The 26,986-nt window shown below is 68.1% G+C and carries 27 protein-coding genes and 1 tRNA gene; 6 read left to right on the plus strand and 22 right to left on the minus strand.

Annotated features, from left to right (window positions below; all coding sequences use genetic code 11):
* Positions 1–97: 97 nt before the first annotated feature.
* Positions 98–400, plus strand: a complete 303-nt coding sequence (locus ASE83_RS02570; protein ID WP_055785490.1) for a UrcA family protein — start codon at positions 98–100, stop codon at positions 398–400.
* 218 nt (positions 401–618) lie between these two features.
* A complete protein-coding gene (locus tag ASE83_RS02575) occupies positions 619–1,884 on the plus strand; it encodes an MFS transporter (RefSeq protein ID WP_200921830.1) in 1,266 nt (421 codons plus the stop codon).
* A gap of 199 nt (positions 1,885–2,083) precedes the next feature.
* Here the strand turns inward: ASE83_RS02575 and ASE83_RS02580 are convergent, their stop codons facing one another.
* The 3 genes from ASE83_RS02580 to ASE83_RS18745 all read right to left on the minus strand — a co-directional run bounded on the left by ASE83_RS02580 (position 2,084) and on the right by ASE83_RS18745 (position 5,581).
* Entirely contained in the window at positions 2,084–3,265 is a 1,182-nt protein-coding gene (locus tag ASE83_RS02580) for a GGDEF domain-containing protein (protein WP_055785486.1), read from the minus strand.
* Between the two features lie 82 nt (positions 3,266–3,347).
* The gene (rsmD, locus tag ASE83_RS02585) at positions 3,348–3,887 is read right to left on the minus strand and encodes a 16S rRNA (guanine(966)-N(2))-methyltransferase RsmD (RefSeq protein ID WP_055785484.1); all 540 of its coding nucleotides are present in this window, start codon (positions 3,885–3,887) and stop codon (positions 3,348–3,350) included.
* The gene (locus ASE83_RS18745) at positions 3,887–5,581 is read right to left on the minus strand and encodes a pseudouridine synthase (protein ID WP_235512943.1); all 1,695 of its coding nucleotides are present in this window, start codon (positions 5,579–5,581) and stop codon (positions 3,887–3,889) included. Before ASE83_RS18745 ends, rsmD begins: the two co-directional genes overlap by 1 nt.
* A gap of 185 nt (positions 5,582–5,766) precedes the next feature.
* Between ASE83_RS18745 and ASE83_RS02595 the strand changes: the two genes are divergently transcribed.
* Together ASE83_RS02595 and ASE83_RS02600 are read left to right on the plus strand one after the other, a co-directional pair.
* Positions 5,767–6,201 (plus strand): response regulator, encoded by a 435-nt coding sequence (locus tag ASE83_RS02595; RefSeq protein ID WP_055785481.1) that lies wholly within the window; start codon positions 5,767–5,769, stop codon positions 6,199–6,201.
* A 368-nt stretch (positions 6,202–6,569) separates the two neighbouring features.
* Positions 6,570–8,213 (plus strand): AmpG family muropeptide MFS transporter, encoded by a 1,644-nt coding sequence (locus ASE83_RS02600; protein WP_055785478.1) that lies wholly within the window; start codon positions 6,570–6,572, stop codon positions 8,211–8,213.
* Between the two features lie 228 nt (positions 8,214–8,441).
* Here the strand turns inward: ASE83_RS02600 and ASE83_RS02605 are convergent, their stop codons facing one another.
* From ASE83_RS02605 to ASE83_RS02675, 15 genes are all read right to left on the minus strand, one after another.
* A complete protein-coding gene (locus ASE83_RS02605; protein WP_055785475.1) occupies positions 8,442–9,746 on the minus strand; it encodes a bifunctional folylpolyglutamate synthase/dihydrofolate synthase in 1,305 nt (434 codons plus the stop codon).
* 205 nt (positions 9,747–9,951) lie between these two features.
* A complete protein-coding gene (gene accD, locus ASE83_RS02610) occupies positions 9,952–10,803 on the minus strand; it encodes an acetyl-CoA carboxylase, carboxyltransferase subunit beta (protein WP_055785472.1) in 852 nt (283 codons plus the stop codon).
* Positions 10,800–11,600 (minus strand): tryptophan synthase subunit alpha, encoded by an 801-nt coding sequence (gene trpA / locus ASE83_RS02615; RefSeq protein WP_055785469.1) that lies wholly within the window; start codon positions 11,598–11,600, stop codon positions 10,800–10,802. The genes accD and trpA overlap by 4 nt, the downstream gene beginning before the upstream one ends.
* Positions 11,597–11,977: an endonuclease domain-containing protein gene (locus ASE83_RS02620; RefSeq protein WP_055785466.1), complete on the minus strand. Its 381-nt coding sequence runs from the start codon at positions 11,975–11,977 to the stop codon at positions 11,597–11,599. Before ASE83_RS02620 ends, trpA begins: the two co-directional genes overlap by 4 nt.
* 42 nt (positions 11,978–12,019) lie before the next feature.
* Positions 12,020–13,249 carry a tryptophan synthase subunit beta gene (gene trpB, locus ASE83_RS02625; RefSeq protein WP_055785464.1) on the minus strand — a complete coding sequence of 410 codons (1,230 nt, stop codon included), beginning with the start codon at positions 13,247–13,249 and terminating at the stop codon, positions 12,020–12,022.
* A gap of 40 nt (positions 13,250–13,289) precedes the next feature.
* Entirely contained in the window at positions 13,290–13,925 is a 636-nt protein-coding gene (locus ASE83_RS02630; protein WP_055785462.1) for a phosphoribosylanthranilate isomerase, read from the minus strand.
* 154 nt (positions 13,926–14,079) lie between these two features.
* Positions 14,080–15,036 (minus strand): glycosidase, encoded by a 957-nt coding sequence (locus ASE83_RS02635; RefSeq protein ID WP_156352601.1) that lies wholly within the window; start codon positions 15,034–15,036, stop codon positions 14,080–14,082.
* The gene (locus tag ASE83_RS02640) at positions 15,033–15,800 is read right to left on the minus strand and encodes an SDR family oxidoreductase (protein ID WP_055785459.1); all 768 of its coding nucleotides are present in this window, start codon (positions 15,798–15,800) and stop codon (positions 15,033–15,035) included. Before ASE83_RS02640 ends, ASE83_RS02635 begins: the two co-directional genes overlap by 4 nt.
* A 512-nt stretch (positions 15,801–16,312) precedes the next feature.
* A complete protein-coding gene (pyrF, locus tag ASE83_RS02645) occupies positions 16,313–16,990 on the minus strand; it encodes an orotidine-5'-phosphate decarboxylase (RefSeq protein ID WP_055785457.1) in 678 nt (225 codons plus the stop codon).
* On the minus strand, positions 16,987–17,307 hold the full coding sequence (locus tag ASE83_RS02650) for a LapA family protein (protein WP_055785455.1): 321 nt from the start codon (positions 17,305–17,307) through the stop codon (positions 16,987–16,989). Before ASE83_RS02650 ends, pyrF begins: the two co-directional genes overlap by 4 nt.
* Positions 17,308–17,733: 426 nt before the next feature.
* On the minus strand, positions 17,734–20,028 hold the full coding sequence (locus ASE83_RS02655) for a patatin-like protein (RefSeq protein WP_055785451.1): 2,295 nt from the start codon (positions 20,026–20,028) through the stop codon (positions 17,734–17,736).
* Positions 20,025–20,720: an endonuclease/exonuclease/phosphatase family protein gene (locus ASE83_RS02660; protein WP_055785448.1), complete on the minus strand. Its 696-nt coding sequence runs from the start codon at positions 20,718–20,720 to the stop codon at positions 20,025–20,027. Before ASE83_RS02660 ends, ASE83_RS02655 begins: the two co-directional genes overlap by 4 nt.
* 66 nt (positions 20,721–20,786) lie before the next feature.
* Positions 20,787–21,704 (minus strand): serine O-acetyltransferase EpsC, encoded by a 918-nt coding sequence (gene epsC / locus ASE83_RS02665; RefSeq protein WP_055785445.1) that lies wholly within the window; start codon positions 21,702–21,704, stop codon positions 20,787–20,789.
* Positions 21,705–21,816: 112 nt separating this feature from the next.
* The gene (locus ASE83_RS02670; RefSeq protein WP_156352603.1) at positions 21,817–22,065 is read right to left on the minus strand and encodes a hypothetical protein; all 249 of its coding nucleotides are present in this window, start codon (positions 22,063–22,065) and stop codon (positions 21,817–21,819) included.
* A 177-nt stretch (positions 22,066–22,242) separates the two neighbouring features.
* Positions 22,243–22,318: transfer RNA gene (locus tag ASE83_RS02675), tRNA-Ala, on the minus strand.
* Between the two features lie 217 nt (positions 22,319–22,535).
* Here ASE83_RS02675 and ASE83_RS02680 point away from each other — a divergent pair.
* The gene (locus tag ASE83_RS02680; RefSeq protein WP_055785442.1) at positions 22,536–23,696 is read left to right on the plus strand and encodes a DUF2171 domain-containing protein; all 1,161 of its coding nucleotides are present in this window, start codon (positions 22,536–22,538) and stop codon (positions 23,694–23,696) included.
* Positions 23,697–23,803: 107 nt separating this feature from the next.
* Entirely contained in the window at positions 23,804–24,793 is a 990-nt protein-coding gene (locus ASE83_RS02685; RefSeq protein ID WP_082443033.1) for an NADP-dependent oxidoreductase, read from the plus strand.
* A 144-nt stretch (positions 24,794–24,937) separates the two neighbouring features.
* On the opposite strand, the gene ASE83_RS02690 is transcribed toward ASE83_RS02685, so the two are convergent.
* Genes ASE83_RS02690 through ypfJ form a run of 4 tightly spaced genes read right to left on the minus strand, consistent with a single transcriptional unit; the run spans position 24,938 to position 26,922 of the window.
* Positions 24,938–25,117, minus strand: coding sequence for a hypothetical protein (locus ASE83_RS02690; protein ID WP_055785436.1), 180 nt, complete (start codon positions 25,115–25,117; stop codon positions 24,938–24,940).
* A 10-nt stretch (positions 25,118–25,127) separates the two neighbouring features.
* Positions 25,128–25,580, minus strand: coding sequence for a YaiI/YqxD family protein (locus tag ASE83_RS02695; protein ID WP_055785434.1), 453 nt, complete (start codon positions 25,578–25,580; stop codon positions 25,128–25,130).
* Entirely contained in the window at positions 25,577–26,044 is a 468-nt protein-coding gene (locus tag ASE83_RS02700) for a GreA/GreB family elongation factor (RefSeq protein WP_055785429.1), read from the minus strand. The genes ASE83_RS02695 and ASE83_RS02700 overlap by 4 nt, the downstream gene beginning before the upstream one ends.
* Complete coding sequence (gene ypfJ, locus ASE83_RS02705; RefSeq protein ID WP_055785426.1) at positions 26,044–26,922, minus strand: KPN_02809 family neutral zinc metallopeptidase; 879 nt, start codon at positions 26,920–26,922, stop codon at positions 26,044–26,046. Before ypfJ ends, ASE83_RS02700 begins: the two co-directional genes overlap by 1 nt.
* Between the last annotated feature and the right edge of the window lie 64 nt (positions 26,923–26,986).

Raw genomic sequence — 26,986 nt, forward strand, 5'->3', positions numbered from 1 at the left:
TGCAATATCTCGGACGTATCGGGGCGGTGCCGGTGGACGGCGGCGTCACTTCGGACGACCGCTGCCGCGACGGGCACGCTTTCGCAGGAGCTACCCCATGACCATCCGTCTCATCGCCCTCGCGGCGACCGCCGCCGCTTGCCTGTCCTCCGTCGCCCATGCCGAAGTCCGCGAGCCGGTCACGGCCCGCGTGTCGATCGCCGGGCTGAACCTCGCTTCGGCCGAAGGTCGCCGCACCCTCGACGCGCGCATCGACCGTGCAGCGATGCGGATGTGCCAGTCGCAGATGAGCGGCCTGCGCCGCATCGCCGACGAACAGCGTTGCCGCAAGGAAATGCACCGCGATGCCGAAGTCCGGGTCGCGCAGTTGACGCCGGTGAAGGTCGCCAGCGCGCGCTGACCTTTCCGCCGCGCGTGTGCGGAGGCCACTCTGTTGTCGTCACTCCCGCGCAGGCGGGAGTCCATATGCGCCGGCGTCGCGGATCATGCCGAAACGTCAGCGCCTATGGATTCCCGCCTGCGCGGGAATGACGAAAAAGGGTCGGCAGTAATAGTTGCGCCATGCGCGCTTAACGTGAAACCTTCTTGCGCTGTCCGTTCAGTTCGGTACGCGGGCGCATGACCCAACCGCATCCCATGCGCGTCCATCGCCGCATCCTGATCGCCAGCCTGATCGGTACGTCGGTCGAATTCTACGACTTCTATATCTACGCGACCGCCGCGACCCTCGTCTTCGGCCCGCTGTTCTTTCCATCGGACAGCGCATCGGCGCAGCTGATGGCGAGCTATCTGTCGATCGGCCTCGCCTTCATCGCCCGGCCGCTCGGCGCGGTCGTGTTCGGGCATTTCGGCGACCGGCTGGGTCGCAAGTCGACGCTGGTTGCATCGCTGATGCTGATGGGCGGATCGACATTGCTGATCGCGTTCCTGCCGACCTACGCCATGGTCGGCTGGGTCGCGCCGCTGCTGCTGTGCACCCTGCGGTTCGCGCAGGGGCTGGGGCTGGGCGGCGAATGGGGCGGCGCGGCGCTGCTGGCGGTGGAGAATGCGCCGCCGGGCTGGCGCGGGCGGTTCGGTATGGTGCCGCAACTGGGCGCCCCGGTCGGGTTCATCGCCGCCAACGGGCTGTTCCTGCTGCTGGGCCTGATGCTGTCGGAGGCGGACTTCGCCGCATGGGGGTGGCGCCTGCCGTTCCTGTTCAGTGTCGCGCTGGTGGGGTTGGGGCTGTGGGTCCGGGTGAAGCTGCACGAAACGCCGGCCTTCGCCCGCGCGCTGGCGCAGGAAGCACCGGCGGCGGTTCCGATCGCCGAGCTGGCCGGCGCGCATCTGCGCGCGACTCTGGCCGGCACGTTCGGCGTCGTCGCCTGCTTCGCGCTCTATTATATCGCGACGACCTTCGTGCTCGGCTACGGCACTACGACGCTGGGTTATAGCCGCAGTGCGTTCCTGCAGACGCAGCTGGTCGCGATCCTGTTCATGGCGGCGGGCATCGCGCTGGCCGGGTGGCTGTCGGACCGTTCGACCCCGGCGCGGGTGCTGGCGGGCGGTTGTATCGGCGTGGTGCTGGCCGGCGTGCTGCTGGCGCCGATGGTCGGCGGCGGGTCGCTGTTCGTGATTGGCGCGTGGCTGTCGTTCGCGCTGCTGATGATGGGCTTAGTCTACGGGCCGCTCGGCGCGTGGCTGCCTGCGCTGTTCCCGGCGCGGGTGCGCTATACCGGCGCGTCGATGGGCTTCAATGTCGGCGGCGTCATCGGCGGCGGGCTGACGCCCAGCATCGCGCAGGCGCTATCGGTGTCGCATGGCCTGTCGGCGGTCGGCGCGGTGCTGGGCGCGGCCGGGGTGGCCAGCATCGTCGGGCTGCTGCTGGTCCCCCGACAGCGCTAGGAGCGATCGACATTCAGCCAATTCGAGGGTGATTGCCGAGCGTCGTACGATCCCTTCGTCACCCCGGACTTGTTCCGGGGTCCACTTCGCCGCTAGCGCTGTCCTGAGAAAAGCAGGCTTCGCCGATCGCCGCACCGCGGACCCTGGAACAAGTCCGGGGTGACGATAGGCCGGTGAATGTGAATCCGCCCTAAAGCACTCAGGCGGTGCGCAGGCTCTGCGCGTCGACCACGGGTTCGGGTACCGGGCAGATGCGATTGCGCCCGGAGCGCTTCGCATCATAGGCCCAGCGATCGGCACGATCGATCAGGCTGTTCAGCGTGTCGCCCGGCTCCAGTATCGCCAGCCCGGCGCTGACCGTGATCGGCGGCAGATGGGCGCCGATGGCGGGGATGGTCGCGCGCACCGACTGCGCCGCCAGCCACGCGCCGCGCAGCGTCGTGCGATCCAGCACCGCGACGAACTCCTCGCCGCCCAGCCGGGCGATGACGGCGGATGCCGGCAGCCGCTCGGTCAGCATTGTGGCAAAGGCGTGCAGCACCGCATCGCCGGTCGCATGGCCATAGCTGTCGTTGACCCGTTTGAAATGGTCGATGTCGAACAGGATCGCCGCCAGCGGCTGGCTCTTCTCGCGCGCGGCGACGACGAGCGGGATCGAGCGCCGTTCGAACCCGCGCCGGTTCGCCACGCCGGTCAACGGATCGGTCTCCGATTCGGAAATCGACCGCCCCATCGCCGCCTGCACCACCAGCAACAGCGTCAACAGCCCGGCCGTGACGATCAGCACGCCGCCGGTCGCCTGCGAGAACAGGGCATAGCTGCTGCTGGCATAGGATTTGGCGGTCGATCCCGAGCCGAAGGTCGCGGCGAAGAACGGTTTGACCAGGAAATGCGCGGTCATCATCGCCGATGCGATCGCCAGCGCCAGCCACAATCCCCCGCGTCGACGGCGCACGGCGTCGACCGCGATGAGGGTCGAGAGTCCGGCACCCAGCATGAACGGCGCCTGATAGACCAGCTCATACCACAGGGCATTGCGCGGCCCGTCCCAGATCGCAGCGCGAACCGCCACCCCGAAGACCAGCAGCGCGATCAGCAGCCCGCGCGGCGTCGCGCGCCCGGCCAGCCCGGCAAGGCCCGCCTGAAGCATGACGATGCTCAGCAGGAACGATCCATAGCTCGCGATCACGAACGGCGCGGTAAGGTCGGTCAGCCGCACGCCCAGTTCGCTGAGCGGGGTCAGCCCACCGACGATATAGGCCAGCACGAACCAGCTGACGTAACGCTGTTCGGGATAGGATACCCGAACGATCGCAAAGGCCGTGGCGAACAGGCCGGCGATGCAGGCATTGACGATCAGGGCATATACCGCGCTGTCCATTCCCGATCCCGCCGTCCCATCGATCCAGTGGCCATATCAGCTTTTCTGACTGGAAATGTTAATGGCCGAATTTTTTTGTGGATCAAATCAAACGCAGAAGCGTTAATCGCGCCTTGCCATAGGTACGCTCGGCATCGACGGTGAACTGCGGCAAATCCAGCACCTCGGCCTTCGCGGTTTCGACACTGACCCACGTCGCGGGACCGATCCAGCCCAGCCGCGCCAGCTTGTCCGCCGCCACCGCACCGGCACCGCTGCCATAGGGCGGGTCCATCATCACGATGTCGAGCGGGCGCGGCGCCGGCCCCAGCGCCAGTACCGACGTCGCGCGGACATCGGCCCCCGCCACGTCCAGCTTGGCCAGATTGGCGCGCAGCGCGTCCAGCGCCGCCTTGTCCTGTTCGACAAACAGGCAGGTGGACGCGCCGCGCGACAGCGCCTCGATCCCCAGCGCGCCCGACCCGGCGAACAGGTCGGCGACCGCCAGTTCGTCGAAGCTGCCGACGCGACTGTTCAGCATCGAAAACAGCGCCTCGCGCGTGCGGTCGGCGGTGGGGCGGGTCGCATCGCCCTTGGGCGCGACGATCGGGCGTCCGCGCCATTGTCCGGAAATCACCCGCATCAGCGCTTCCCTCCACCGGGCTTGCCGCCGGGGCGTCCGCCCTTGGGCTTGCCCTTCACGACACGGGGGGAGGGGGCCGCCTTTGCCCAGCCGCTCGGCTTGCGCCTGGGCCGGTCGACGAAGCTCGCCCGGTCGGCATCGGCCGCTTCCGCCTGGGTCATGCGCTTGTCCACCGGGCCGCGTGGCGCGCGGACGTCGTCGGTCCGCACGCGGCGTTGGTCGTCCGCCGCCGGTTCGCGCGGCTTGCGGGGCACGCGCGCCACGCCGTCATAGCCCGGCCGTTCGGCATGGGCCGCCGCGCGACGGGCGCGGGGGTTGTCCGCCGGCCGATCGCCATAGGCCCGCCGGTCGCCCAGCCCCGGCTGCCGTCGTTCGGCCGGCGTCTGCCCCGCCTGCGCCAGCGGATCGAAGCCGTCGCGCGGTTCGACCGGCCGTTCGGTCGCATGGGTGCGCGGTCCTGTCCGCCGTGCATCGCCCTGCGGTCGCGCGCCGAAGCCGGAGCGCTCGCCGCCCTGCGGCCGCGCGCCGAAGCCGGAACGCTCGCCGCCCTGCGGCCGCGCGCCGAAGCCGGAACGCTCGCCACCCTGCGGCCGCGCGCCGAAGCCGGAACGCTCGCCACCCTGCGGCCGCGCGCCGAAACCGGAACGCTCGCCACCCTGCGGCCGCGCGCCGAAACCCGAAAGCTCGCCACCTTGGGGCCGCGCGCCGAAGCCTGAGCGCTCACTGCCCTGCGATCGCGCGCCAAAACCGGAACGCTCGCCACCCTGCGGCCGATCGCCGAAGCTGCGGCGATCGCCGCCATCCGGCGCACGGCCGTCCCGGTCGGGGCGGCGTCCGCTGAACCCCGAACGCTGTCCGTCGCGTTCGGTGCGCGGGCGGCGCTCCTCGCCGAAGCGCTCGCCCGTCGCCACCGGTTCGGGACGCGGCAGCGGCGTCGCGCGCTTCCACGCCTTCAGCGCGGCAGGGTCCGCCCCCTCGGGTGCTGCCTTGCTGGTCGGCTTGTTGGCCAGCGTCTTGCGGAACGCGACCAGTTCGTGCTGGCGGATTTCCTCCACCTCGCCTTCAGCCAGGTCGAGCAGGTTGAACGGGCCATAGCGGGTGCGGATCAGGCGCGACACCTTCAGCCCCAGATGTTCGAGGACGCGGCGAACCTCGCGGTTCTTGCCCTCGGTCAGCGTCATCTCGATCCAGGTATTGGTGCCGGTGCGCCGTTCGAGGTTCGCGTTGATCGAGCCGTAGCGCACGCCCTCGATCTCGATCCCCATCATCAGGTCCTCGAGCTGCTGCTGGCTGATCTCGCCGTAAGCCCGCGCGCGATACGTCCGCTCGACCCCGGTCGCGGGCAGTTCCAGACGGCGCTTCAGTTCGCCGTCGGTCGTCATCAGCAACAACCCCTCGGTATTCAGGTCGAGCCGTCCGACCGGGATCAGCCGCGGCAGGCCGGCAGGCAACCGGTCGTAGATCGTTTCCCGCCCCGCGCCGTCGCGCTCGGCGGTCAGCGTGCCGGCGGGCTTGTGGAACCGGAACAGCCGGGTCGGTTCGGGCGCGGCGACCGGCGCACCGTCGACCGTCACGCCCTTCAGGTTGGGCAGGATGGTGGCCGGCGTCTCGATGACGACGCCGTTCAGCGCGACGCGACCGGCGGTAATCATGCGTTCGACGTCGCGGCGCGACGCCACGCCGGCGCGCGCCATCAGCTTGGCGATGCGCTGGCCGTCGCGGGGGGATTCGGTCGGGGATTCAGGGGGCGTAACGATGATGTGCGTATCCGTTTGCGGCGATGTGACGAAAGTTTCAGCCGAAGCGGTTCCTTCGTCGCCTTCGCGAGTTTGAGGCTTCGTATAAGCTGGTTGCATCCCGGTGGAAAGCGAGTGGGGATATGTTGTTCGGGCGCAAGAAGCGGCACATCAACCGGATACTGGTCGTCGAGGACGAGCCGCTGGTCGCGTTCGACACCGAACATTTCCTGGGCAGCGCGGGATTCGAGATCCGCGCGACCGTCGATACCGTCGCCGCCGCCTGTGCCGCGATCGAGGCGGGCGAGGAGATCGATCTGGTGCTGGTCGACATCAACCTGTCGGACGGCACCGGACTGGACGTCGCGCGCTGTGCGCACGAACGTGGCGTGCCGGTGCTGCTGGTGACCGGCAGCTGTCCGAAGGGCGCCCAGGATTTCGCGGCGGGGTGCCTGTCCAAACCCTATCCGCAAAAGGACCTGCTGAGCGCGATCGATGCGATCGACGCGGTGGTGGCCGGGGTCAAACTCCCGCGCCGGTTACCGAGCGGATTCAACCTGTTCCGCACGGCAGCGTAGGCTTACCCCTTCCACACCCCGTTCGGTTCGAGCAGCTTTAAGCCTGTCGAGAAGCGTCCGTTGAGAACGCATGGTAGGGGTAAGAGAAGCAGCTTCGGTTTCACGCGAAGGCGCGAAGGCGCGGAGAGGACGTACCCTCCGCGAAGCGGCTCTCCCCTCACGGCTGGCCGTTAAAGGGAGGCTTCGCCGGACAGGTGACATCCGTCCGGTCCGCAACCTCTCTGCACCTCCGCGTCTCCGCGCGAAAACTGAACTTCTTCTCCGCGCCTTCGCGCCTTCGCGTGAAACCGAATCCTGCTTCTACAGACCCCCACCTTGCCGCCATCCCCAACCCCTTCTACGGTCCCGCCCCTTCCGGGAGGACTTGAATGACCGAAGCCGCGCCCAAGGGGCTGGCGCTGATCCGCATGGGGCTGAACAACCGCAAGACCGGCGCGATGTTCGCGTTCGGCCTTGCCGCCGGGCTGCCCTTTACGCTGCTGCTCGGCACGTTGAACGCGTGGCTGGGCGAGGCGAAGATCAACCTCGCCACCATCGGCCTGCTGTCGTGGATCGGTCTGGTCTATGCCTTCAAGTTCCTGTGGTCGCCGCTGGTCGATCGGCTGCGCCTGCCGGTCCTCGAACGGTTCGGGCGGCGGCGGTCGTGGTTGTTGCTGTGTCAGGGGGTGCTGGCCGCGACCTTCCTGCTGCTCGCGATCAGCGACCCGGCGGTCGCGATCGGCTGGTTCGCGCTGGTCGCGGTGATCGGCGCGTTCGCGGCGGCGACGCAGGACGTGGTGATCGATGCATGGCGGATCGACGTCGCCGACGAACGTGCGACGCTCGGCATCCTGTCATCCACCTATCAGCTCGGCTATCGGCTCGCGACGCTGATTGGTGGCGCGCTGGCGCTGGTGCTGGCCGCGCGGATCGGGTGGCAGATGGTTTATGCGGTGATGGGCGGCCTCATGCTCGTGCTGCTGCTCGTCACGCTGCTCGCCCCCGATACGCCGCGTCCGGCGGTGCAACAGGAGGATGTCGTCCTCCCGGGTCCCAGCCCGCGCGACAAGCGCACCGGCCTCATCATCGTCGGCCTGTGCTGGGGCTGGGCGATCCTGACCATTGGCGCGTTCATGGCGCGGGTGCTGAGCACGCCGGTGGGGGAGACGCCACCCAGCGTCGGCGACTTCACCCGGCTGACCGGACCGTGGATCGTGATCGCGACCGTGGTGGTGCCGGCACTGGTCGCCGCGTGGCTCAACCGCCGCGCGCTCAACGCGCAATATTTCGGCTGGGCTGAAGGCGACGCCGCGCCCGCGACCGGCTTCGTCGAACATGGCTATCGCGCGCTGATCCTGCCGATGGCCGAACTGGTCGGGCGGCTGGGGTTCGGCGTGGTGATCGTGCTGGGGCTGATCCTCAGCTACCGGCTGTGCGATTCGATCTGGGGACCGTTCGCCTATCCGTTCTACCTGGAGGAACTGAAGTACACCAACGACGAGGTCGCCTTCGCGTCGAAGATCTTCGGCGTCGGCATGACGATCATCGGCGTGTCGCTGGGCGGGGTATCGTTCGCGTTGCTCGGGCGGATGCCGACCCTGCTGATCGGCGCGATCGTCGCGGCGGCCAGCAACCTGCTCTACGCCGACCTGGCGGCGGGCGCGCCGGTGATCGACGCGGTGGCGGGGACGCTCGGCCTGCACGGGTTCGGTGTCGACGCGCGCATGGTGCGGCTGATGGTTGCGATCTCGGGCGAGAATATCGCGGGCGGTTTGGCCGGCGCGGCGTTCGTCGCCTATCTCTCCTCGATCGCCAGCAAGGAATATAGCGCGGTGCAATATGCGCTGCTGTCGTCGCTGACGCTGCTGGTCGGCTCGCTGGGCCGCGCCGGGCTGGGCGAGGCGGTCGAGCAGATGGGCTATGCGCCGGTCTTCCGCTTCACCGCCGCGCTGGGGCTGGTCGCGGTGGTGTTCGTGCTGCTCGAATGGGTGCGGTGGCGGCAGGAGCTGGCGCGGGCGGTCAGGCCGGATTGATTCACGCGGAGACGCGGAGAAAAAAGATAGATTTCGCGCAGAGACGCGGAGGCGCGGAGAGGTTGCGTTTGCCGCGATAGCGGCTCTCCCTTCACGGCCTGCCTTAAGGAGAAAGGCTTCGCCGGAAAGGCAACGCCCGCCCGTTCCACAACCTCTCCGCGCCTCCGCGTCTCTGCGCGAACCACTTTCTTCCTGAACTTCGTGCCTCCGCGCCTTCGCGTGAAAAAACTAAACCGGCACCTCGTCATTCGCCGCCAGCACGGTCCCCGCCAGATACAACGACCCCGCGATCAGCACCGCCTCCGGCTCCGACCGCGCCAGCAGGTCCAGCGCCGCCGCCGGATCGGTCGCGACATCGGCCGTCAGCCCCAGCCCCCGTGCGATCTTCGCCAGATCGGCCGGTGCATGGTGCGCATGACCCGGCACCGGCACCGCGACGACATGGTCGACCACCTCGGCCAGATGGCGCAGCACCGCGCCCGCATCCTTGTTGGCCAGCATCCCCAGCACCAGCGCGGAGCGTTCGCCCCGACTGATCCGGGGCCATGCCTGCGCGACCTCGATCGCCGCCGATTCATTGTGCGCCCCGTCCAGCCACACGCCATGGCGCGGATCGATCCGCCCGGTCAGCGGGCCTCCGCTGCGCAACCGCTGCATCCGCGCCGGCCAGCGCACGTCCCGCGCGCCCACGACGATCGCCGCATCGGGCACGCTCACCGCCGACTGATGCCGCAGCATCGCGGTGGCCAGCGCCAGATTGTCGCGCTGATGCCGTCCGGCCAGCGCCGGTTCGGGCAGGCCGATCGTGCCGCGTTCATCGCGGTAGCGGCCATCCACCGCATCCCACGCCGTACCCCGCGCGACCAGCACGCCGCCCGCTGCCGCGACCGTCTCCGCCACGCGCGCCGCCAGATCGTCGGGATAGGCGAGTGTGACGACCGGCACGCCCGGCTTGGCGATCCCCGCCTTCTCGCCCGCGATCCCGACCAGCGACGACCCCAGGAACGCCTCGTGGTCCACCCCTAGCGCCGCGATCCCGCACACGGCCGGCGCGGGCAGGACGTTGGTCGCGTCCAGCCGCCCGCCCAGACCCACCTCGACCACGCACGCATCGGCCGGTGTCCGCGCGAACGCGAGGAACGCGGCGGCGGTCGTGATCTCGAAGAAGCTGGCGCCGATCCCCTCCGCCACGTCCAGCACTTCCGCCAGCAGTCCGGCCAGCGCCGCATCGTCGATCAACGTGCCGGCCAGCCGGATACGTTCGTTGAAGCGCACCAGATGCGGGCTGGCATAGACATGCACGCGCAGGCCCGCCGCCTCCAGCGCGGCGCGCAGATACGCGCAGGTCGACCCCTTGCCGTTGGTGCCGGCGACATGGAACACCGGCGGCAGGCGCAGGTGCGGAGCGCCCAGCCGCGCCAGCAGCCGCGTGATCCGTTCCAGCCCCAGCACATCGGCGCCGGGCGACAGCGTGACCAGCCGGTCGAGCTGCGCCTGCACCGCAGGATCGGCGGAAATCGCGAAATCGGGCATTGCAGTTCCTTCCCGGCACGGAGCATCAGGTCGGATCGTCCCCAGGACGATCCTTGACCATGCGGGGCATGGTCAACCTGATGCTGGGGACCATGCGCAGTATGGTGGAGGGGGGTGGCCGCCTCCACAACGGTTGCGTTTCGAAGCGATCCCCCTCCACCACCGCTACGCGGTGGTCCCCCTCCCCGTATCGGGGAGGATGTAACTAAGCCGCTTCCTTGCGCCCCAGAAACTCGATCAACTGCGCCAGCTCGCCCGGCAGGTCGCGGCGATGGGTCACGCGGTCGATCAGGCCATGGTCGCGATAATATTCGCTGGTCTGGAAGTCGTCGGGCAGCTTTTCGCGGATCGTGCTCTCGATCACGCGCCGCCCGGTGAACGCCAGCGTCGCCTTCGGCTCGGCGATCTGCACGTCGCCCAGCATCGCATAGGCCGCCATGACCCCGCCCGAGGTCGGATCGGTCAGCACCACCAGATAGGGCAGGCCGGCATCGTGCAGCATCTCGATCGCCACCGTCGTGCGCGGCATCTGCATCAGGCTCAGGATGCCTTCCTGCATCCGCGCGCCGCCGCTGGCGGTGAACACGATGTACGGCACGCCGCGCGCGATCGCCGCCTCGACACCGGCGATGAACGCCTCGCCTACATACTGGCCCATCGACCCGCCCATGAACGCGAAGTTCTGGACCCCGATTACGCAGCCCTTGCCGTCGATCGTGCCATAGGCGTTGCGATAGGCGTCCTGCTCGCCGGTGTCGGTCCGCGCGGTTTTCAGCCGGTCGACATAGCGCTTGCTGTCGCGGAACTTCAGCGGGTCCTCGGCGACCTTCGGATTGGGCAGGATTTCGACGCTGCCTTCGTCGAACAGCTGCACGAAACGCTCCTTCGGCCCGATGCGGCCGTGATGGTCGCATTTCGGGCAGACGTGCAGATTCTCTTCCCATTCCTTGGTGAAGATCATCTGCCCGCATCCCTTGCACTTGTGCCAGAGATGGTCGGGCGTTTCCTTGCGCGCGACGAAGGGGAGGGCGTTACGGACGCGGTTGAGCCAGCTCATGCGGGTTCCTTGGTCGCCGTCCGGATCGCGGCGGCGAGACTTTCGATATAGCGACGGACGGGTTCGGCGGCATTCGCACCATGTTCGGCGACGATCTCGACGATCGCCGATCCGACCACGACGCCATCGGCCACGCGGGCGATGTTGGCGGCCTGTTCGGGCGTGCGCACCCCGAACCCGACCGCGATCGGCAGGTCGGTCGCGGCCTTCAGCCGGGCGACGGCGTCGTCGATCGAAGCCTGCACCGCCTGCTGCTTGCCGGTGATCCCGGCGACCGAGACGTAATAGAGGAAGCCGCCGGCCCCCTCAAGCACCTGCGGCAACCGCGCCGCATCGGTCGTCGGCGTCGCCAGCCGGATCGCGGCGACCCCCTGTTCGCGCAATTGCACGCCCAGCGCATCATCCTCTTCGGGCGGAATGTCGACGCAGATCACCCCGTCGACCCCGGCCGCCGCGCAGCCTTGCGCGAACCAGTCGGCCCCGCGCCGCACCATCGGATTGGCATAGCCCATCAGCACCAGCGGTACGTCCGGGTGGCGTTCGCGAAAGCCGGTGGCGATCCGCAGCACATCGGCGGTGCGTGTGCCGGCGTTCAGGCTGCGGATATTGGCCGACTGGATCGCCGGGCCATCCGCCATCGGATCGGTGAACGGCATCCCCAGCTCGATCACATCCGCCCCGCCCGCGACCAGCGCGTCGAGGATGGCGGGCGTGGCACCCGGCGTCGGATCGCCGGCCGTCACGAAGCACACCAGCGCCGGACGGCCCTTCGCGAAGGCAGCGGCAAGGCGGGTCAAAGCCCTCTCCCCTTCAGGGGAGAGGGTTGGGAGAGGGGATGGGTCACGAGACTTTCCAACAAGCGCAACACGCCTTCCAAATTATGCATCACGTCAGCGTTAGTGAACCGCACTACCCGATAGCCGAGCCGGGTCAAATAGGTCGTACGAGCGGCGTCATACTCAGCGGTATCGCCGTGGAGATGCCCGTCCAATTCGATCACCAGCTTCGGCACGTTGCTGGCAAAGTCGGCGATATACGGCCCGATCACCTTCTGCCGGCGAAACTTAACGCCAGCAAACCGCTCGGCGCGCAACGCCAACCACAGCTTCTGTTCGGCCGGGGTCGGGGCCTTTCGCGCCGCCTTGGCCCGCTCGATCAAACCAGCGTCGCGCACTGCCCCTCTCCCAACCCTCTCCCCTTCAGGGGAGAGGGCTTTTCAGATTTCCACCCCCAGCGCCGACGCCACGGTGAAAATATCCTTGTCCCCCCGACCGCACAGATTCGCCAGGATCACCTGATCCGACCGCATGGTCCTGGCCCGCCGCGCCACCGTCGCGATCGCGTGCGCGGGTTCCAGCGCGGGGATGATCCCCTCGGTCCGGCACAACAGCTGGAACGCATCCAGTGCCTCGACATCGGTCGCGCTGTCATATTCGACCCGTCCGATGTCGCGCAGCCACGCATGTTCCGGACCGATCCCCGGATAGTCCAACCCCGCCGAGATCGAATGCCCCTCGGCGATCTGCCCGTCCTCGTCCTGCAACAGATAGGTCTTGTTGCCGTGCAGGATGCCGGGGAACCCGCCCGCCAGCGACGCGGCATGGTCCTTGTCCAGCCCATGCCCCGCTGCTTCGACGCCCAGCATCGCCACGTCGGCATCGTCGAGGAACGGGTGGAACAGCCCGATCGCGTTCGACCCGCCGCCGATCGCCGCGACCAGCAGGTCGGGCAGGCGGCCGGTCCGCTCCAGCATCTGCGCGCGCGCCTCGCGCCCGATGATGCTCTGGAAATCGCGCACCAGCTCCGGATAGGGATGCGGCCCGGCGGCGGTGCCGATGATGTAGAAGGTGTCGTGCACGTTCGCGACCCAGTCGCGCAGGCCCTCGTTCATCGCATCCGACAGCGTCGCCGCGCCCGACGTGACCGGACGCACCTCGGCCCCCAGCAGCTTCATGCGGAACACGTTCGGCTGCTGCCGTTCGACGTCCTTGGCCCCCATATAGATGACGCAGGGCAGGCCGAAGCGCGCGCAGACGGCCGCCGTCGCCACGCCATGCTGGCCCGCGCCCGTCTCGGCGATGATCCGCGTCTTGCCCATGCGGATCGCCAGCAGAATCTGCCCGATGCAGTTGTTGATCTTGTGCGCGCCGGTATGGTTCAGCTCGTCGCGCTTGAACCACACCTGCGCCCCCATGCCCGGCTCAGCCGACGCCCGCAGCGTCTCGCTCAGCCGTTCGGCATGATAGAGCGGGCTGGGCCGGCCGACATAATGGGTCATCAGGTCGTCGAACTGCGCCGCGAAGGCGGGGTCGACCTTCGCCGCCTTGTACTCGCGGTCGAGGTCGAGGATCAGCGGCATCAGCGTTTCCGCGACATAGCGGCCGCCGAAATCGCCGAAATGCCCACGCTCGTCAGGCTGGGCGCGATAGCTGTTGGGGGCGTTCATGCCCCGCCCGATACGCCGCGTGGGCGCCTATGTCTATCGATCAGGCGCCGCGCACGCTTGCACAAAAGGCCAGGATGCGGCCCGCATCCTTGCTACCGGGCGCGCTTTCGACGCCGGACGACACGTCGACCAGCGGCGCGCGCGTCACCCGGATCGCCTCCGACACATTGCCCGCGTCCAGCCCGCCCGACAGCGCCCAGGGGAGCGGATGGCGAAACCCGTCGAGCAACCCCCAGTCGAACCGCAGCCCCATCCCGCCGGGCAATGCCGCGCCCGGCGGGGTCTTGGCATCGTACAGCACCCGGTCGGCGGCCCCGGCCAGCGCCCGTGCACCGTCCAGATCGGCGCGCGTCTTGACTGCCACCGCGCCCCAGGTCTCGCGCCCGGTCCGCGCGCGGATCGCGGCGATCCGATCCGGCGCGGTCTTGTGCAACTGCACCACGTCCAGCCGCGCCGCCGCCACCGCCGCATCGATCAGGGCATCGTCGGGATCGACGAACACCCCGACCTTCGCGACCTGCCCCGGCACGGCCTGTGCCAGTCCCGCCGCCACGTCGAACCCGACATTGCGCGGGGAGGGGGCGAAGAACACGAACCCGACATGGCTCGCCCCCGCCGACAGCGCGGCGGACAGGGTGTCGGGCGTCGACAGGCCGCAGATCTTGATGAGCGTCATGGGGCGGGGCTTAGAGGGTTGCAGGGGGAATGAGAACCGCACCTTCCGCACAATCGTCATTCCCGCGCAGGCGGGAATCCATAGACGCAACGTCTCGGCTCAATTCGCAGCGTCAGCGTCTATGGACTCCCGCCTGCGCGGGAGTGACGAAAGATCAACTCCGCCGGATCGACGCCCGCGCCAGCCGCCGGTCCTCCAGCGAATAATACAGCCAGATCGCCCCCTCAACGACCACCACCGACGCGGCGAACGCGATGTCCGTCGCGCTGCGGTCGTCGACCGGCGGCGGCGTCACCAGCGGCTGGATGCCGCGCGCCACGACGCGGGTGTAATCGGCGTCGAACGCCACCCACCCGATCCGCCACCGCGCATCGCGCGTTGCGCCGTTGTAGAACATGACCGGCCTTGTCGGATCGTCGGTCAGCAGCGGCCCGGTAGACAGATGCCAATCGTCCCAGCTGTCCGTGCGCGGGGTGAACGGCGTCGGCTGCTCGTCCCACGGCCCGGCCACGTCGTTCCCGACCGCCAGCCCGATGCGCGAGGCTTCGTCGGCGGCATATTCGTAGAACAGCCGCCAGCCGCCATCGGGCGTGCGATCGACCGTAGCCTCCTTGGTATTCCCCTCCGACTTGGACGACGCCAGCGCCACCCCGCTCTTGGTCAGCGCGTCCAGCGTCGGTCCGGTGGCATAGGACAGCTCGCCATGCGAATGATCCGACAGCACGCCCGAATAATAGACGACATAGCCCGCATCGGTGCGCACGACCGTCGGGTCCTCCACGCCGCCCGCATCATGGTCGCCCGGCCCCGGCACGATCGACGGCTGGTCCAGCATCCGGAAATGCCGCCCGTCGTCGCTCCACCCGGTCCAGATCACGCCGGTATCGGTCAGTGGCTGCCCCGGCGGCACGACCGCGCGCACCATCATCGCATAGCGCCCGTCCGACTCGCGCCAGACGAACGGACTCATCAGGTCGCGGGCCATCAGCGCGGGCGGCCCCTCGATCGTGACGTCCTCGATAGCCTTCACGTTGAAGTCGAGCGCGATCGGGCTGTCCGCCACCGCTTCCTTGCGATGCGGGTCGGCGACGGGCGATTGCGGGTCCGTCATGCGCCCAGCGCCTGCATCAGCGACAGCCCGCCATCGATCACGATCCGCGCGCCGGTGATATAGCGCGCCTTGTCCGACGCGAGGAACACCGCCAGGTCGGCGACCTCCGCCGCCTCGCCCGCCCGGCCGAGCGGAATGTTGCGCTCCAGCGTCGCGCGATAGGTCGCATCGGCGCTCGCCTTGGCGTTCATTGGCGTCAGGATCATGCCCGGCTCGATCGCGTTCACCCGGATGCGGCGCGGCGCTTCCTCGATCGCCAGCGTCTCGACCAGATTGGAGAGGCCGCCCTTGGCCGCGCAATAGTCCGCGCCGCCGGCGCGCACCGCATAGGCGTGGATCGACGAGATATGCAGGATCGCCGCATCGGCCGGTTCCATCCCGCGCCCGGTCAGGAACCGGCGCGAGGTTAGGAACGCGCCGGTCAGGTCGGTGTCGATCAGCCGCCGCCACTGTTCCAGCGTCATGTCGCGCACCGTCACGCCCGACATGTTCAGCCCGGCGGAATTGACCAGTACCGCGACCGGACCCCATGCCCGCTCGACCGCGACAAAGGCGGCGTCGACCGACGCTTCGTCGGCGACATCGGCCTGCACCGTCATCGCCTCGCCCCCGGCCCGCCGCACCGCATCGGCGCTGGCATCGGCGGCCTGGGTGTCCGAATGATAGCCGATCGCCACCCGGTCGCCGAGCGCCCCGAACGCCGCCGCACATGCCGCGCCGATGCCCGATTCCCCGCCGGTCACGAAGATTGCTCGCCTGTCCATTCGTCCCTCCACCGATGTTGTTTCGAGCAACGTCGGGCAGGGGCGTTGGTTCAGGGGCGGAACGTCTTTCCTACAAAGGGAGGAAGGGGCAGGGTGGCCGGGATCGTCGCGTGACCGGGCGATGGGTTCTTTGACGGGGGCGGAACAGGGGCGGTACGGCGTGCGCGCGAAAACGTTGCGAGTGTGAACTTCGTGAACTTTGGATCGGCGCTGTAAGATATACGCAATAATTACAAATACTTAGGATTATTGAATTGGCCGCCAACCAAACCCGCTCGTGCTGAGTAGAGACTGAGCTTGTCGAAGGCGCGTATCGAAGCACCTTCGCCGATCCTTCGATACGCCGCTTCGACTTCGCTCAGCGGCTACTCAGGATGACGGGTTATTCCTGTCCCAGGCACAGAGGCCCGCCGCGGGCAAAGCCCGCGTCGTCGGACGGCGCTGCTCGCTCCGCCGGCCGGACGCGCCTCGTGCGGCTTGGTCGAGCTTCGCTCGACCTTGCCCGGCGCGTCCTACAGCGTCGCCTCGATCGCTCGTGCCGCCTGATCCGGGTCCTCCGCCTGCGTGATCGGCCGCCCGATCACCAGCACCGACGCGCCGGCATCCAGTGCGGCGCGCGGGGTCACCACCCGCTTCTGGTCGCCGACCGGCCCGTCCGCCGGCCGGACGCCGGGCACCACGAAGAACCCCTGCGGCCATGCCTTTTTGGCGGCGGCGACCTCGGCCCCCGAACACACCACGCCGTCGATCCCGGCGCTCCTGGCCAGTTCGGTCAGCCGCACGACCTGCTCGTGCGGATCGGGCGACAGGCCGATCGACGACAGGTCGTGCGCGTCGAGGCTGGTCAGCATCGTGACCGCGACCACCTTCGTGCCCGCCGGCGCCGCCGCCTTCGCATCCTCCAGCATCGCCCGGCCCCCGGCGGCATGGACGGTCAGGATCGCCGGGTTCATCGGCCCCAGCGCCTGGATCGCCTTCGCCACCGTATTGGGGATGTCGTGGAACTTCAGGTCGAGGAAGATTGGGAGGCCCAGTTCCGCCATCGTCCGTACCCCAGCCCGGCCATTGGCCATGAAGAATTCGAGGCCGAGCTTCAGCCCGCCGACATGCCCGCGCACCTGCTGCGCCAGCGTCTTCGCCCGGTCGAGGTCGGGCGTATCGAGCGCGACATAGATGGGCGAGCGGCTCACAGTACACCTCCCGACGTCACTTGCGCGGGGATCGGGGCGGGGTCGGCCGGGACCGATACGGGGTCGACGCGGTGCAGGTCGGCCAGCGTCCGGTCGGTCGCCGCGATCCGCTGTCGCAGCCGCCACCGCGTCAGGTGCAGCGCGACGAAGGTCGGCAGGAACCCGGCGAGGAACGTCACGACCAGCAGCAGCGGCAGGTTCACATCGGCGTAGAGCGAACCCCACAGCTTCAACGGGACCATCGTCATATTGTTGAGCGCAAAGGCGACCATGACCCCGACCAGCAAGGCCCAGAAGAGGGTTTTCAGGAACTGCATGGATGTGCGCCTTCGTCGTTATGCTCGCTTGGGCTCATCCTTACGCCGGTCGGCGGGCAGAATCCAATAGCGCCATTGGAACCTCCCCTCCCTGACAAGGGAGGGGCCGGGGGTGGGTAGGCTTGCGAGGGAACGCTACCTCCAACAACAGCCGGACCCACCCCCCAAACCTCTCCCTTGTCAGGGAGGGGAGTGGACTCGCCCGGCCAGGACCGATCGACCTTCAGCTTCTACTGACGTCGTTCCTGATCGCCGCCTCAAGCCTCTCCGTCACCCCGGACTTGTTCCGGGGTCCACGGCGCGGCAATCGGTGCGTTTTGAGCCTCTATCGACCGCGATTGCGGCTCGGTGGACCCCGGAACAAGTCCGGGGTGACGAAATAGGACGAAATAGAATCTGAATGGCGATCCTACCCAGGCCGCCGGCTCAGCCGATCTGGGCGCGCAGTTCGTCGAACAGCGGCTGGATCATGGTCAGCCGCGGCTGTTCCTCGTCGAGGATGGCGAGGAACGCGGCGCGCTTGTGGCGCGTGATCCAGCCGGGCGGCAGACGGACCTCGCCCGGCAGCGTCGACAGCGCGATGTCGATCATGCGCTCCGCCCCGTGCAGGCGGCCCCACAGATAGTCGTTCTCCCGGTACGACCGGCTGAAGAACGCCCCGAAATTGTTGAAACGGATGCCCTTCAACGTCGCCTCTGCCCCGCCCGCCCGGATCGATGGGGCATCGTCGGGCGCGATCCGGTCGACCCGTACGGGATCGAACTCGTCCAGCCCTTCGCCGCCCAGCAGCGGCAGGGTCGCGATGTCGAAGAACGGGAAGCCGAGATAGGCGAGCAGCACCGGCCGGCGAATGTCGCGCGGCGCCGCCGAAAGTGCGGCAGACAGCTGCGCCTCCGCCTGCGCATCGAGAGTCGTCAGATCCATCGCCGCCGCCATCGCCGCCAGCAGCTCGGCCGGGTCGGCGCGCTTGTCGGCCACCAGCGCCCGAACGGCGGCGAAATGATCGGCATGTTCGCACGCCAGGTACGGCGTCAGGCTGGCGAAGATCGCCTCGCGCACCGCGGCCAGCGCCGCCGCATCCTGTTCCGGCTCCATCGCCGATACGGTACGGACCAGCAGCCGCAGCCGCCGGATGCGAAAGGCGAGGTCATGGGCGCGCAGGAAGTCGATCGCCGCCGCCGACGCGCCGTCGCCGTCGAACCGGTCCGCGCCGCGCTCCACGACGATGCAGTGGAACGCCGCGCGCAATCGCCGCCGGTCGGGGGCGGGGTCGTCGGCCAACGTCGCGACCCGCTCGGCCAGCCGGTCGAGCACCTGATCGATCTTCAGCAGCCCATAGGCGGCATGGCCATAGCCGGCGCGCTTGGCCGCCTGCACCTGCGCCCGCTGCCGCCATCCCGCCAGGCGCGCGGGCGTCGGCCAGTCGAGGAACAGGGTATAGCCGAACAGTTGCTCGACCTCCGCCTCGACGCCGCCGCGCAGCTTCTCGACAATGGCCAGCATCCGCTCGATCCGCTCCGACCGGCGTTGGATCGCGTCCAGATTGTCGCGGATCGGCTGTTTGCGCGGTAGTTCGGACAGCGCACCCAGGATCGTCTGGAAGAAGGTCGGCGGCCCCTTCGTCTCGGTGCCGATCCCGAACTTGTGGTTGGGCGCGGGGTCGAGATAGACGAAGCGCCGGTCGATCTGCCGCCGGGCCGGGCGTTCGCGCAGCGCGTCGATCGCCGGGCGGAACGGCGCGTTGGCCAGCACCGACCCGTCGATCAGCGCCGCCTGCTCGACCATCCCCACCGCCGCCTGTCGCGGCAGCACCCGGCGCAAGAAGGCGTCGCGCCCCGGCCACTCGGTTCCCCGATCCTTCAGCGCAGCATCCAGTTCGCCGACGCGGAACGGCGGAAAGGCGCCCGGAAAGCTCGACGTCGCGCGCGCCGCGAACACCAGTTCCGCTGGATCGGCCAGCGGCCCGTCGCCATGATCGGAAAAGCCGATGACGATGCGATGCTCGGTCTCGACCACTTCCCTGGGCGAATTGAGCCGCAGCAGTTCGGGATGGCCGGCAAAGTCGGTGACGGTGACGAACAGGTCGAGCGGCTGGCCCGGCGGCAGCAGCCGGGGACCGACCGGTCCCGCCGCCATCGCCTCGAACGCATCCAGCAGCATGTCGACCATCGCCCGCCCGCCAAAGGGCGGCTCGAACCAGCGCGCTCGGACGAACCGGTCGAGCTTGGCGCGCAGTTCGTCGCGCGCGGCGATGTCGACGCTCGATACGTCCTCGCCTTCACGGCCCAGCGCCATCCACGCGATCGGCCGCGCCCATGGCCGCGACAGCGCGCTGGCGGGTGCCTGGGCCGGGTCGATCAGCGCCTCGATGTCCGCGCCTTCCAGCCACAGCTCGGTCAGCGGGTCGAGCGACTGGCCGGTCGCGACCGCATGGGCCAGGAACACGCCGTTGATGCCGCCCGCGCTCGCCCCGGCGACGATGTCGACCAGCACGCGAAGCCGGATGCCGCTGAGGTCCGCCAGTTCATGCAGCATCGTCCGGTACATGCCGGCGCTTCCGGTCAGGGCCTCGCCATCGTCCTGCATCGCCCGGCTGGCGCGGGCAATATGCCACACTTCCTTGACCAGCCCGTGCATATACACCGCCAGGCTGATCCCGCCGTAGCAGACCAAAGCCAAGCGCAATTCACGGTCGTGCAGCGGGGGCGGGGTGTCGCTCATGCGGCGTCGAGCGTAGCCCAGATCGGCAGATGATCCGATGCCTTGCGTGCAGCGGCGCTGTGATGGGTGCCCGAATCGACGACGCGCAGTTCGCCCGACACCATGATCCGGTCGAGCCGCCCGACGGGATGGCGGGCATGAAAGCTCGGCCCGGTTTCGGCGAAGCAATGATTGCGCCCGAAATCGCGCAGGCACCCCGATTGCGGCGTCCATTCGTTCAGGTCGCCCATCAGCACGCTGGGCAGCGGCGGCTGACAGCCATCGACGTCGTGCAGGATCGCATGGGCCTGCTTGCGTCGCCACAGCCCGGACAGGTCGAGATGCATCCCCACCACCCGCAGCGTCATGCCGTTCAGCGTCACATCGGCCCGCACCGCCCCGCGCGGCTCCAGCGCGGGGATCTCGATCCGGCGCGGGGCGCTGATCGTCGCTTCCTTGCGCACCAGCAGCGCATTGCCGTGCCAGCCCATCGACTGCGCCCGGATCGCGATCGGCACCGCCTTCCACGGGCTATGGTCGTCCAGCATGTGCAGCGGGATGACCCCGGCGCGCTCACCCAGCCGGCGGTCGCATTCCTGCAGCGCGATGATGTCGGCATCGACCTCGCGCAGCACTTCGAGTGTGCGTTCGGGCATACGGCGGCGATCGGTCCCGATCGCCTTGCGCATGTTATAGCTGGCTACCTTTATCATCGTTCACCGCTCAACGTCAGGGCGACCGATTTCGTTTCGCCTCCGGGGTCGAAGGGCGCCGAAAGCTCAGGAAGCGACGACGGCCTCGGGCTGGACGATGACGCTGCGCGGTTCGACGTCCTTCAGCAGCCATACGTTCCCGCCGATCACCGCCCGGTCGCCGATCCGCACCCGGCCAAGGATCGTCGCCCCGGCATAGATGACCACATCGTCGCCGACGATCGGGTGGCGGGGAATGCGTTCGGCAAAGGGGCCGGTCGCCTCGCGTAGTTCCGACCGGCGCGGCGTCCGTGCGCCCAGCGTCACATGCTGGTACAGCCGCACGCGCGCGCCGATGACGGCGGTCTCGCCGATGACCACGCCGGTGCCATGGTCGATGAAGAAGCCGGGGCCGATGGTCGCGCCGGGATGGATGTCGATGCCGGTGCGCTCATTGGCGATCTCCGACATGATCCGCGCCACGATGGGCGCGCCCAGCGAGTCCAGTTCGTGGGCAAGGCGGTGGTGCAGGATCGCGGTCGCGCCCGGATAGCAGATCAGAATCTCGTCGACGCTGCGTGCGGCGGGATCGCCGCGAAAGATCGCCGCGACATCGGTATCGAGCAGTGCACGTACCCGCGACAGCGTACCGGCGAACAGCCGGACGATCTCCGCCGGGCGGTCCGCCGCGGCCTCGATCCCCGCCGCGTCGCGCCAATAGGCGAATTCGGCGACGATCGCCGTTTCCAGCAGCGCGAACGCCTCGATCAGCCGGTCGGCGACGAACGCGTCCTCCGCCTTCGCCTCCCCGCAAAAGCCGCCGATCCGCGCCGGGAACAGCGCCGCCGCCAACAATTCGACCGCGCGGGCGAGCGGCGCGCGGCGCGGAAAGTCGCCCGGCTGTCGCCGGCTGGGCTGCGCCTGTCGCCAAGCCATGCGCGCGCTCGACAGGGCACGGGTGGCGTGGTCGACCGCGCGGCGTCGTTCGTCATCGCTCTGGGTCATCGGACGGACTCGGATATGAAAGGGGCCGGGCGGCAGCTGCCGTCCGGCCCGAGTTGCGCTTAGGGAGCTAACCAAAGCGATGCGGAAGGCCACGCCGGAGCGCGGCGAAAACTCAAAGGCCCGCGGCGTTCGCCACCGGATCGGCGGCATTCACCGCCGCCTCGTTCAGCACGACATTATCACCGGGCAGGGCGATGTCGTTGCCGAACGCCGTGTCGTTCGCCAGCGGTTCGTCGAGCGACGTCAGGTTCGTCTCGACCACGGCGTTGTCGGCAGCGGCATTCTCGGCGGCGGTGTTACCCGAACACGCCGCGAGGCCCAGCAGCGCGACAGCCGCGAACGGTGCAAAATATAGCTTCAAACCCATGTCTCCCCGTTTCAGGACCGCCGGTGTCGGCGATGTCGAACCCCGTTGTAAGGGGTCGGTCGGGGCGGGGAATAATCCCATTACTTTAGTGGGGTATTGTTCCGCTATCAACGAACCGCTAACAGCCGCCGGCAGCGCGGAGAGATCGGCGATGTGCGGAGAATGGCGGGGTGGTGGAGCTGAGGGGAATCGAACCCCTGACCTCTGCAGTGCGATTGCAGCGCTCTCCCATCTGAGCTACAGCCCCGCCCCGTCCCGGACATCGCCGGGGCCGTTCCCTTAGCGGCCCCAAAATGCGGATGCAACGGGTCTCGCGCTTTTCCGGATCAAAATCACAGGCCAGCATCCGGTCGCTGCGGCGAACCCCTTCGTCGTGCGCGTTCGGACAGGCTGGAACCATCCGCCGGGTCGGTGCTTCTCTGGATACGACATGGCAGCGCACGACGCTGCTGCGCCGCGATAACATGAACCATCTGCAGGAGATTTTCATGGGCTATGATCGCTATCCCCGCGACGACGACTGGTCGCGGAACACCCGCAACGACGACAATCGGTGGCGCGACCGGGACGATCGCGGACGCGGCGGTTACGGCGCACAGGGTTATGGCAGCCAGGGCTTCGGCAGCGGATCGCAGCAGCGCGATGATCGCGGCAGTCGCGACCATTATGGCGGACGGTCCTCCTACGGATCGAGCTATGGCGCGGATCGTGACCGGGGCCATGGCAACCGCGACTTCGACTATGCCGATCGCGGATCGCGCAGCTACGGCACGCAGGGTGGCAGCTATGGCGGCGACCGCCAGCGCTTCGGCGACCAGGGCGAACGCGATGCCCGGTACGGCGGCGACCGGTTCCGTGGCGATCGTCAGCGCGACGATCTCGACTATGATACGTCGGATCGTGGATTCCTCGCCCGTGCCGGCGACGAGGTCCGTTCGTGGTTCGGCGACGAAGAAGCCGAGCGTCGTCGTGAGCGAGACCAGCGCTATGACGAGCAGATGGCACGCTATGACGACCGTCACGGTGACCATGCCTATCGGTCGTGGCGCGATACGCAGGTCAGCGCGTTCGACCGCGACTATGACGAATATCGTCAGGAGAATTCGGCGCGGTTCCAGAATGAGTTCAACGCATTCCGCACCGAACGCCAGACGCAGCGCGACAGCCTGACCCGCGTGACCGAGCATATGGAAGTCGTCGGATCGGATGACGAACATGTCGGCACCGTGGACAAGGTGCGCGGCGACCGCATCATCCTGACGAAGAGCGATCCAGACGCCGGTGGCCATCACCATTCGATCCCGTCGCGCTGGGTGTCCGCGGTCGAAGGCAAGGTGAAGCTGCGCAAGACCGCCGCCGAAGCCAAGCAGGCATGGCGGGACGAAGAGCAGCAGCAAGCCATGTTCGGCAACCCGTCGCAGCAGGGCTATGGCAGCGATCGGTTCGGCAGCCAGAACCGTGACGACGACCGTACGCGCGAGGCCAATCGCTATGGTACGTCGACGACGACCGGACAGGCGCTTGGCGCGGGTAACTCGACCACGGCGGGAACCGGCGTGACCGGCACGACGACCGGTGGCGATACCGGCACCAACCTCAACCGCAGCTTCCCCGGAACCTATTGAGCGGTTCCCGAGCGGCGACGGACGGAGGGGCGCGGGAAACCGCGCCCCTTTGTTTTTATTGGGCCGCGCACTAGGTTGCGGTCAGAAACTGATATGGAGCATCGAACATGGCCAAGGCGTGGCATCTGGTACGGCGACCACAGGGAATGCCGGTGATGGACGACTTCGCGTTCCGCGACCTGCCGCGGCGCGATCTGGCCGAGGGCGAGGTGCGCATCGCCAATCGCTGGCTATCGGTCGACCCCTATATGCGCGGCCGCATGAACGACGTGAAAAGCTATGTTCCACCGTTCCAGCTGGACGCCCCGATGGAGGGCGGCGCGGTCGGCGAGGTGATCGAGAGCCGTGCCGCCGACCTGCCGGTCGGTACCCGCGTGCAGCATATGGCGGGCTGGCGCGACGAAGCCATCGTTCCGGCGAAGGGCGTGCAGAAGCTGCCCGACATCGACCTGCCCGAACAGGCGTTCCTCGGTGCACTCGGCCTGACCGGCATGACCGCATGGTTCGGCCTGCTGGCGGTGGCCGAGGCGAAGCCCGGCGAAACGGTGTTCGTGTCGGCGGCGGCCGGAGCGGTCGGTTCGGTCGTGGTGCAGATCGCCAAGGCCAAGGGCATGACCGTCATCGGATCGGCTGGCGGTGCGGAAAAGGTCGAATGGGTCCGCTCGCTCGGCGCCGATCACGTTATAGATTACAAAGGTGATGTGCCGCTGGCGAAGGCGCTGGGTTTGGCCGCGCCGGACGGGATCGACGTGTATTTCGACAATGTCGGCGGCGACCATCTCGACGCCGCGCTGGCCCACTCGAAACAGAATGCGCGGTTTGCGATCTGCGGCATGATCGACGGCTATAACGCGTCGCAGCCGATTGCCCTGCGCTACCTTATGCGCGTCATCGCCGCCCGCATCCGCATCCAGGGCTTCATCGTCAGCGACTTCCTCGGTCGCATCGGCGAGTTCCAGCAGGGCATGGGCGAGATCGTCGCCAGCGGCAATTTCCAGCGCGAGGAAACCGTCGTCGAAGGGCTGGAGCAGATGCCCGGCGCGTTCCTGGGCCTGTTCAGCGGGCAGAATCGCGGCAAGATGCTGGTGAAGCTATGACGTAAAAATCCTCCCCGGCACGGGGAGGGGGACCAGCGAAGCTGGTGGAGGGGGGCGTCGGCACGCACAACCGTTTCGCACGCGGGAAACCCCCTCCACCGTCCTTCGGACAGTTCCCCTGCCCGTGCCGGGGAGGACATCAACTCACCGCAGTTTCGCGATCTTTAGCCCGTCTTCCGTTGCGCGGTCCTTGATCGACTCCTCGCTGCGGGTCAGCGCCTTGGCGAGCGCCTTCAACGCCATGCCCTTGGCGGCAAGCTGGTGCAGCTTCTGGATTTCATCGGGGCGCCAGGGTTGGCGGTGACGTTCGAATTTTTCGGCCATGGCGCTTCTCCTATCGATTGCGGGCGAGGCGGACCAGCGCCGTGTCGAGCGCTTGCAGGAACCGCGACCGGTCGGTCTTGCCGAAGGGCGGCGGTCCGCCAAGCTGCTCGCCGCCCGCGCGCAAATCGGCCATGATCGCGCGGGTGGCGATCGCACCGCCGATCGACGCACCGGTGAACGCCTTGCCATTGGGCGCCAGCACCGTCGCACCGACCTTCAGGCAGCGATCGGCGAGCAGGATGTCGGCGGTTACGACGACGCAATCCGCGCCGGCGGTTTCCGCGATCCAGTCGTCGGCGGCGTCGAAGCCGTCGGACACCACGATCCGTTCGACCCATGGCAGCACCGGCACCCGGAAATGGCTGTTGCTGACGATCGAGACCCGGACGCCATGGCGTTCGGCGACGCGGTACACCTCGTCCTTCACCGGACAGGCATCGGCATCGACCAGGATGCGCGTCATGGCTCGATGGGGCCGGTCTCGATCACCTCGATCGCGTCGCTCCGCCCACCGAAATCGGCGGTTTCGCCCGCCATCAATCCGGTCATCGCCAGCGCCAGCGGCGCGGTGAACGGAATGCGTCCCGCCGCCGGATCGGCCTCGTCGCTACCCACCAGTTCGATCGTCTTGCGTTGTCCGTTCAGCGCATAGGTGACCCGCGCCCCGAACGCGACTTCGTCCGTCGGGGCAGGGGCGATCTGCGCCGTCGAATGGCGCGTCCGCCAATAGCGCAGGTCGCGCTTGATGGCGGTCGCCCGCTCGGCATCATTGCCGGCCGCGTCCAGTTCACCTTCCAGCCGCGTAACCTGCGCCGCCATCGCCGCCAGTCCGCGTCGGGTCACCAGATTGGGTCCGGGCGGCAGGGGAAGTTCGAACCGCGGCTCCTTATGCTCGTCATCATCCTCTCGCCGAAACGCAACGCTCATTAAATCGTCCCTGAAAACGTGTCGCACCGGGCGGGATCGCCCGTCTCATAGCCGCGCTTGAGCCAATAGGCGCGCTGGGCCGATGTGCCATGGGTAAAAGTTTCCGGAGACGCGCGATTGCCCTGCAACCGGTCGTCGCCGATCGCTTCGGCGGCGCGCAGCCCTTCCTCGATGTCGCCCGGCTCCATCCGTCCGCTGCGCTTTGCCCAGACGCCGGCATAGCAGTCTGCCTGCAATTCCAGCCGCACCGACTGGGCATTGCCCTGCGCCGTCGGCAGCGTCTGCTGCGCGCGGCTGACGGCTTCGGCCTGTCCGGTCAGGTTCTGGATATGGTGGCCGACCTCGTGTGCGACGACATAGGCTTGCGCGAAGTCGCCGCCCGCGCCGAAGCGCTGCGACAATTCGCGGAAGAAGCCGGTGTCGAGATATACGCCGCGATCGGGCGGGCAATAGAAAGGCCCCATCGCCGATTGCGCCGCGCCGCATCCCGACTTTCCATTATCCTGATAGAAGCGCAGGCGGGGCGGGGTGTAGCGTGCGCCCTGCTCGGCATAAATCTGGCCCCAGACCTGCTCGGTTGATTTCAGCACGCGGCAGGCGAACAATTCCTCCGCCGTATCGCACGGCACGTTGTTCTGCGCCGACCCCTGCTGCGCGGTCGGCGCCTGCGACCCTCCGCCGATCAGACCACCGCCGCCCGAAAACATCAGAAAGGCGACGCCGATAATGGCGATGATGCCGATCGTGCCGCAGCCAAGTCCGCGTCCGAGCAGCAGCGGGAGCAGGCCCAGCAGGTTGAACCCGCCGCCGCCCATGCCGCCGCCGCCTCGGCCGAGATCGTCGACATTGCTGGATGGATCGAGATCGTCGAGGCGCATGGGCGGCAGTCCGGTCGTTGAAGCTGCGTACTGAAATGCGCGAAACGGTCACGATGTTGCAACC

It is taken from the genome of Sphingomonas sp. Leaf32, from assembly GCF_001421765.1.
Lineage (GTDB): Bacteria > Pseudomonadota > Alphaproteobacteria > Sphingomonadales > Sphingomonadaceae > Sphingomonas.

Excerpts from the sequence above, each read along its gene's own strand:
- ASE83_RS02570 (WP_055785490.1), top strand. The coding sequence starts at position 98 with ATGACCATCCGTCTCATCGCCCTCGCGGCGACCGCCGCCGCTTGCCTG.
- ASE83_RS02575 (WP_200921830.1), top strand. The coding sequence starts at position 619 with ATGACCCAACCGCATCCCATGCGCGTCCATCGCCGCATCCTGATCGCC.
- ASE83_RS02580 (WP_055785486.1), bottom strand. The coding sequence starts at position 3,265 with ATGGACAGCGCGGTATATGCCCTGATCGTCAATGCCTGCATCGCCGGC.
- rsmD (WP_055785484.1), bottom strand. The coding sequence starts at position 3,887 with ATGCGGGTGATTTCCGGACAATGGCGCGGACGCCCGATCGTCGCGCCC.
- ASE83_RS18745 (WP_235512943.1), bottom strand. The coding sequence starts at position 5,581 with ATGGCGCGCGCCGGCGTGGCGTCGCGCCGCGACGTCGAACGCATGATT.
- ASE83_RS02595 (WP_055785481.1), top strand. The coding sequence starts at position 5,767 with ATGTTGTTCGGGCGCAAGAAGCGGCACATCAACCGGATACTGGTCGTC.
- ASE83_RS02600 (WP_055785478.1), top strand. The coding sequence starts at position 6,570 with ATGACCGAAGCCGCGCCCAAGGGGCTGGCGCTGATCCGCATGGGGCTG.
- ASE83_RS02605 (WP_055785475.1), bottom strand. The coding sequence starts at position 9,746 with ATGCCCGATTTCGCGATTTCCGCCGATCCTGCGGTGCAGGCGCAGCTC.
- accD (WP_055785472.1), bottom strand. The coding sequence starts at position 10,803 with ATGAGCTGGCTCAACCGCGTCCGTAACGCCCTCCCCTTCGTCGCGCGC.
- trpB (WP_055785464.1), bottom strand. The coding sequence starts at position 13,249 with ATGAACGCCCCCAACAGCTATCGCGCCCAGCCTGACGAGCGTGGGCAT.
- ASE83_RS02630 (WP_055785462.1), bottom strand. The coding sequence starts at position 13,925 with ATGACGCTCATCAAGATCTGCGGCCTGTCGACGCCCGACACCCTGTCC.
- ASE83_RS02635 (WP_156352601.1), bottom strand. The coding sequence starts at position 15,036 with ATGACGGACCCGCAATCGCCCGTCGCCGACCCGCATCGCAAGGAAGCG.
- ASE83_RS02640 (WP_055785459.1), bottom strand. The coding sequence starts at position 15,800 with ATGGACAGGCGAGCAATCTTCGTGACCGGCGGGGAATCGGGCATCGGC.
- ASE83_RS02650 (WP_055785455.1), bottom strand. The coding sequence starts at position 17,307 with ATGCAGTTCCTGAAAACCCTCTTCTGGGCCTTGCTGGTCGGGGTCATG.
- ASE83_RS02655 (WP_055785451.1), bottom strand. The coding sequence starts at position 20,028 with ATGAGCGACACCCCGCCCCCGCTGCACGACCGTGAATTGCGCTTGGCT.
- ASE83_RS02660 (WP_055785448.1), bottom strand. The coding sequence starts at position 20,720 with ATGATAAAGGTAGCCAGCTATAACATGCGCAAGGCGATCGGGACCGAT.
- epsC (WP_055785445.1), bottom strand. The coding sequence starts at position 21,704 with ATGACCCAGAGCGATGACGAACGACGCCGCGCGGTCGACCACGCCACC.
- ASE83_RS02680 (WP_055785442.1), top strand. The coding sequence starts at position 22,536 with ATGAACCATCTGCAGGAGATTTTCATGGGCTATGATCGCTATCCCCGC.
- ASE83_RS02685 (WP_082443033.1), top strand. The coding sequence starts at position 23,804 with ATGGCCAAGGCGTGGCATCTGGTACGGCGACCACAGGGAATGCCGGTG.
- ASE83_RS02690 (WP_055785436.1), bottom strand. The coding sequence starts at position 25,117 with ATGGCCGAAAAATTCGAACGTCACCGCCAACCCTGGCGCCCCGATGAA.
- ASE83_RS02695 (WP_055785434.1), bottom strand. The coding sequence starts at position 25,580 with ATGACGCGCATCCTGGTCGATGCCGATGCCTGTCCGGTGAAGGACGAG.
- ASE83_RS02700 (WP_055785429.1), bottom strand. The coding sequence starts at position 26,044 with ATGAGCGTTGCGTTTCGGCGAGAGGATGATGACGAGCATAAGGAGCCG.
- ypfJ (WP_055785426.1), bottom strand. The coding sequence starts at position 26,922 with ATGCGCCTCGACGATCTCGATCCATCCAGCAATGTCGACGATCTCGGC.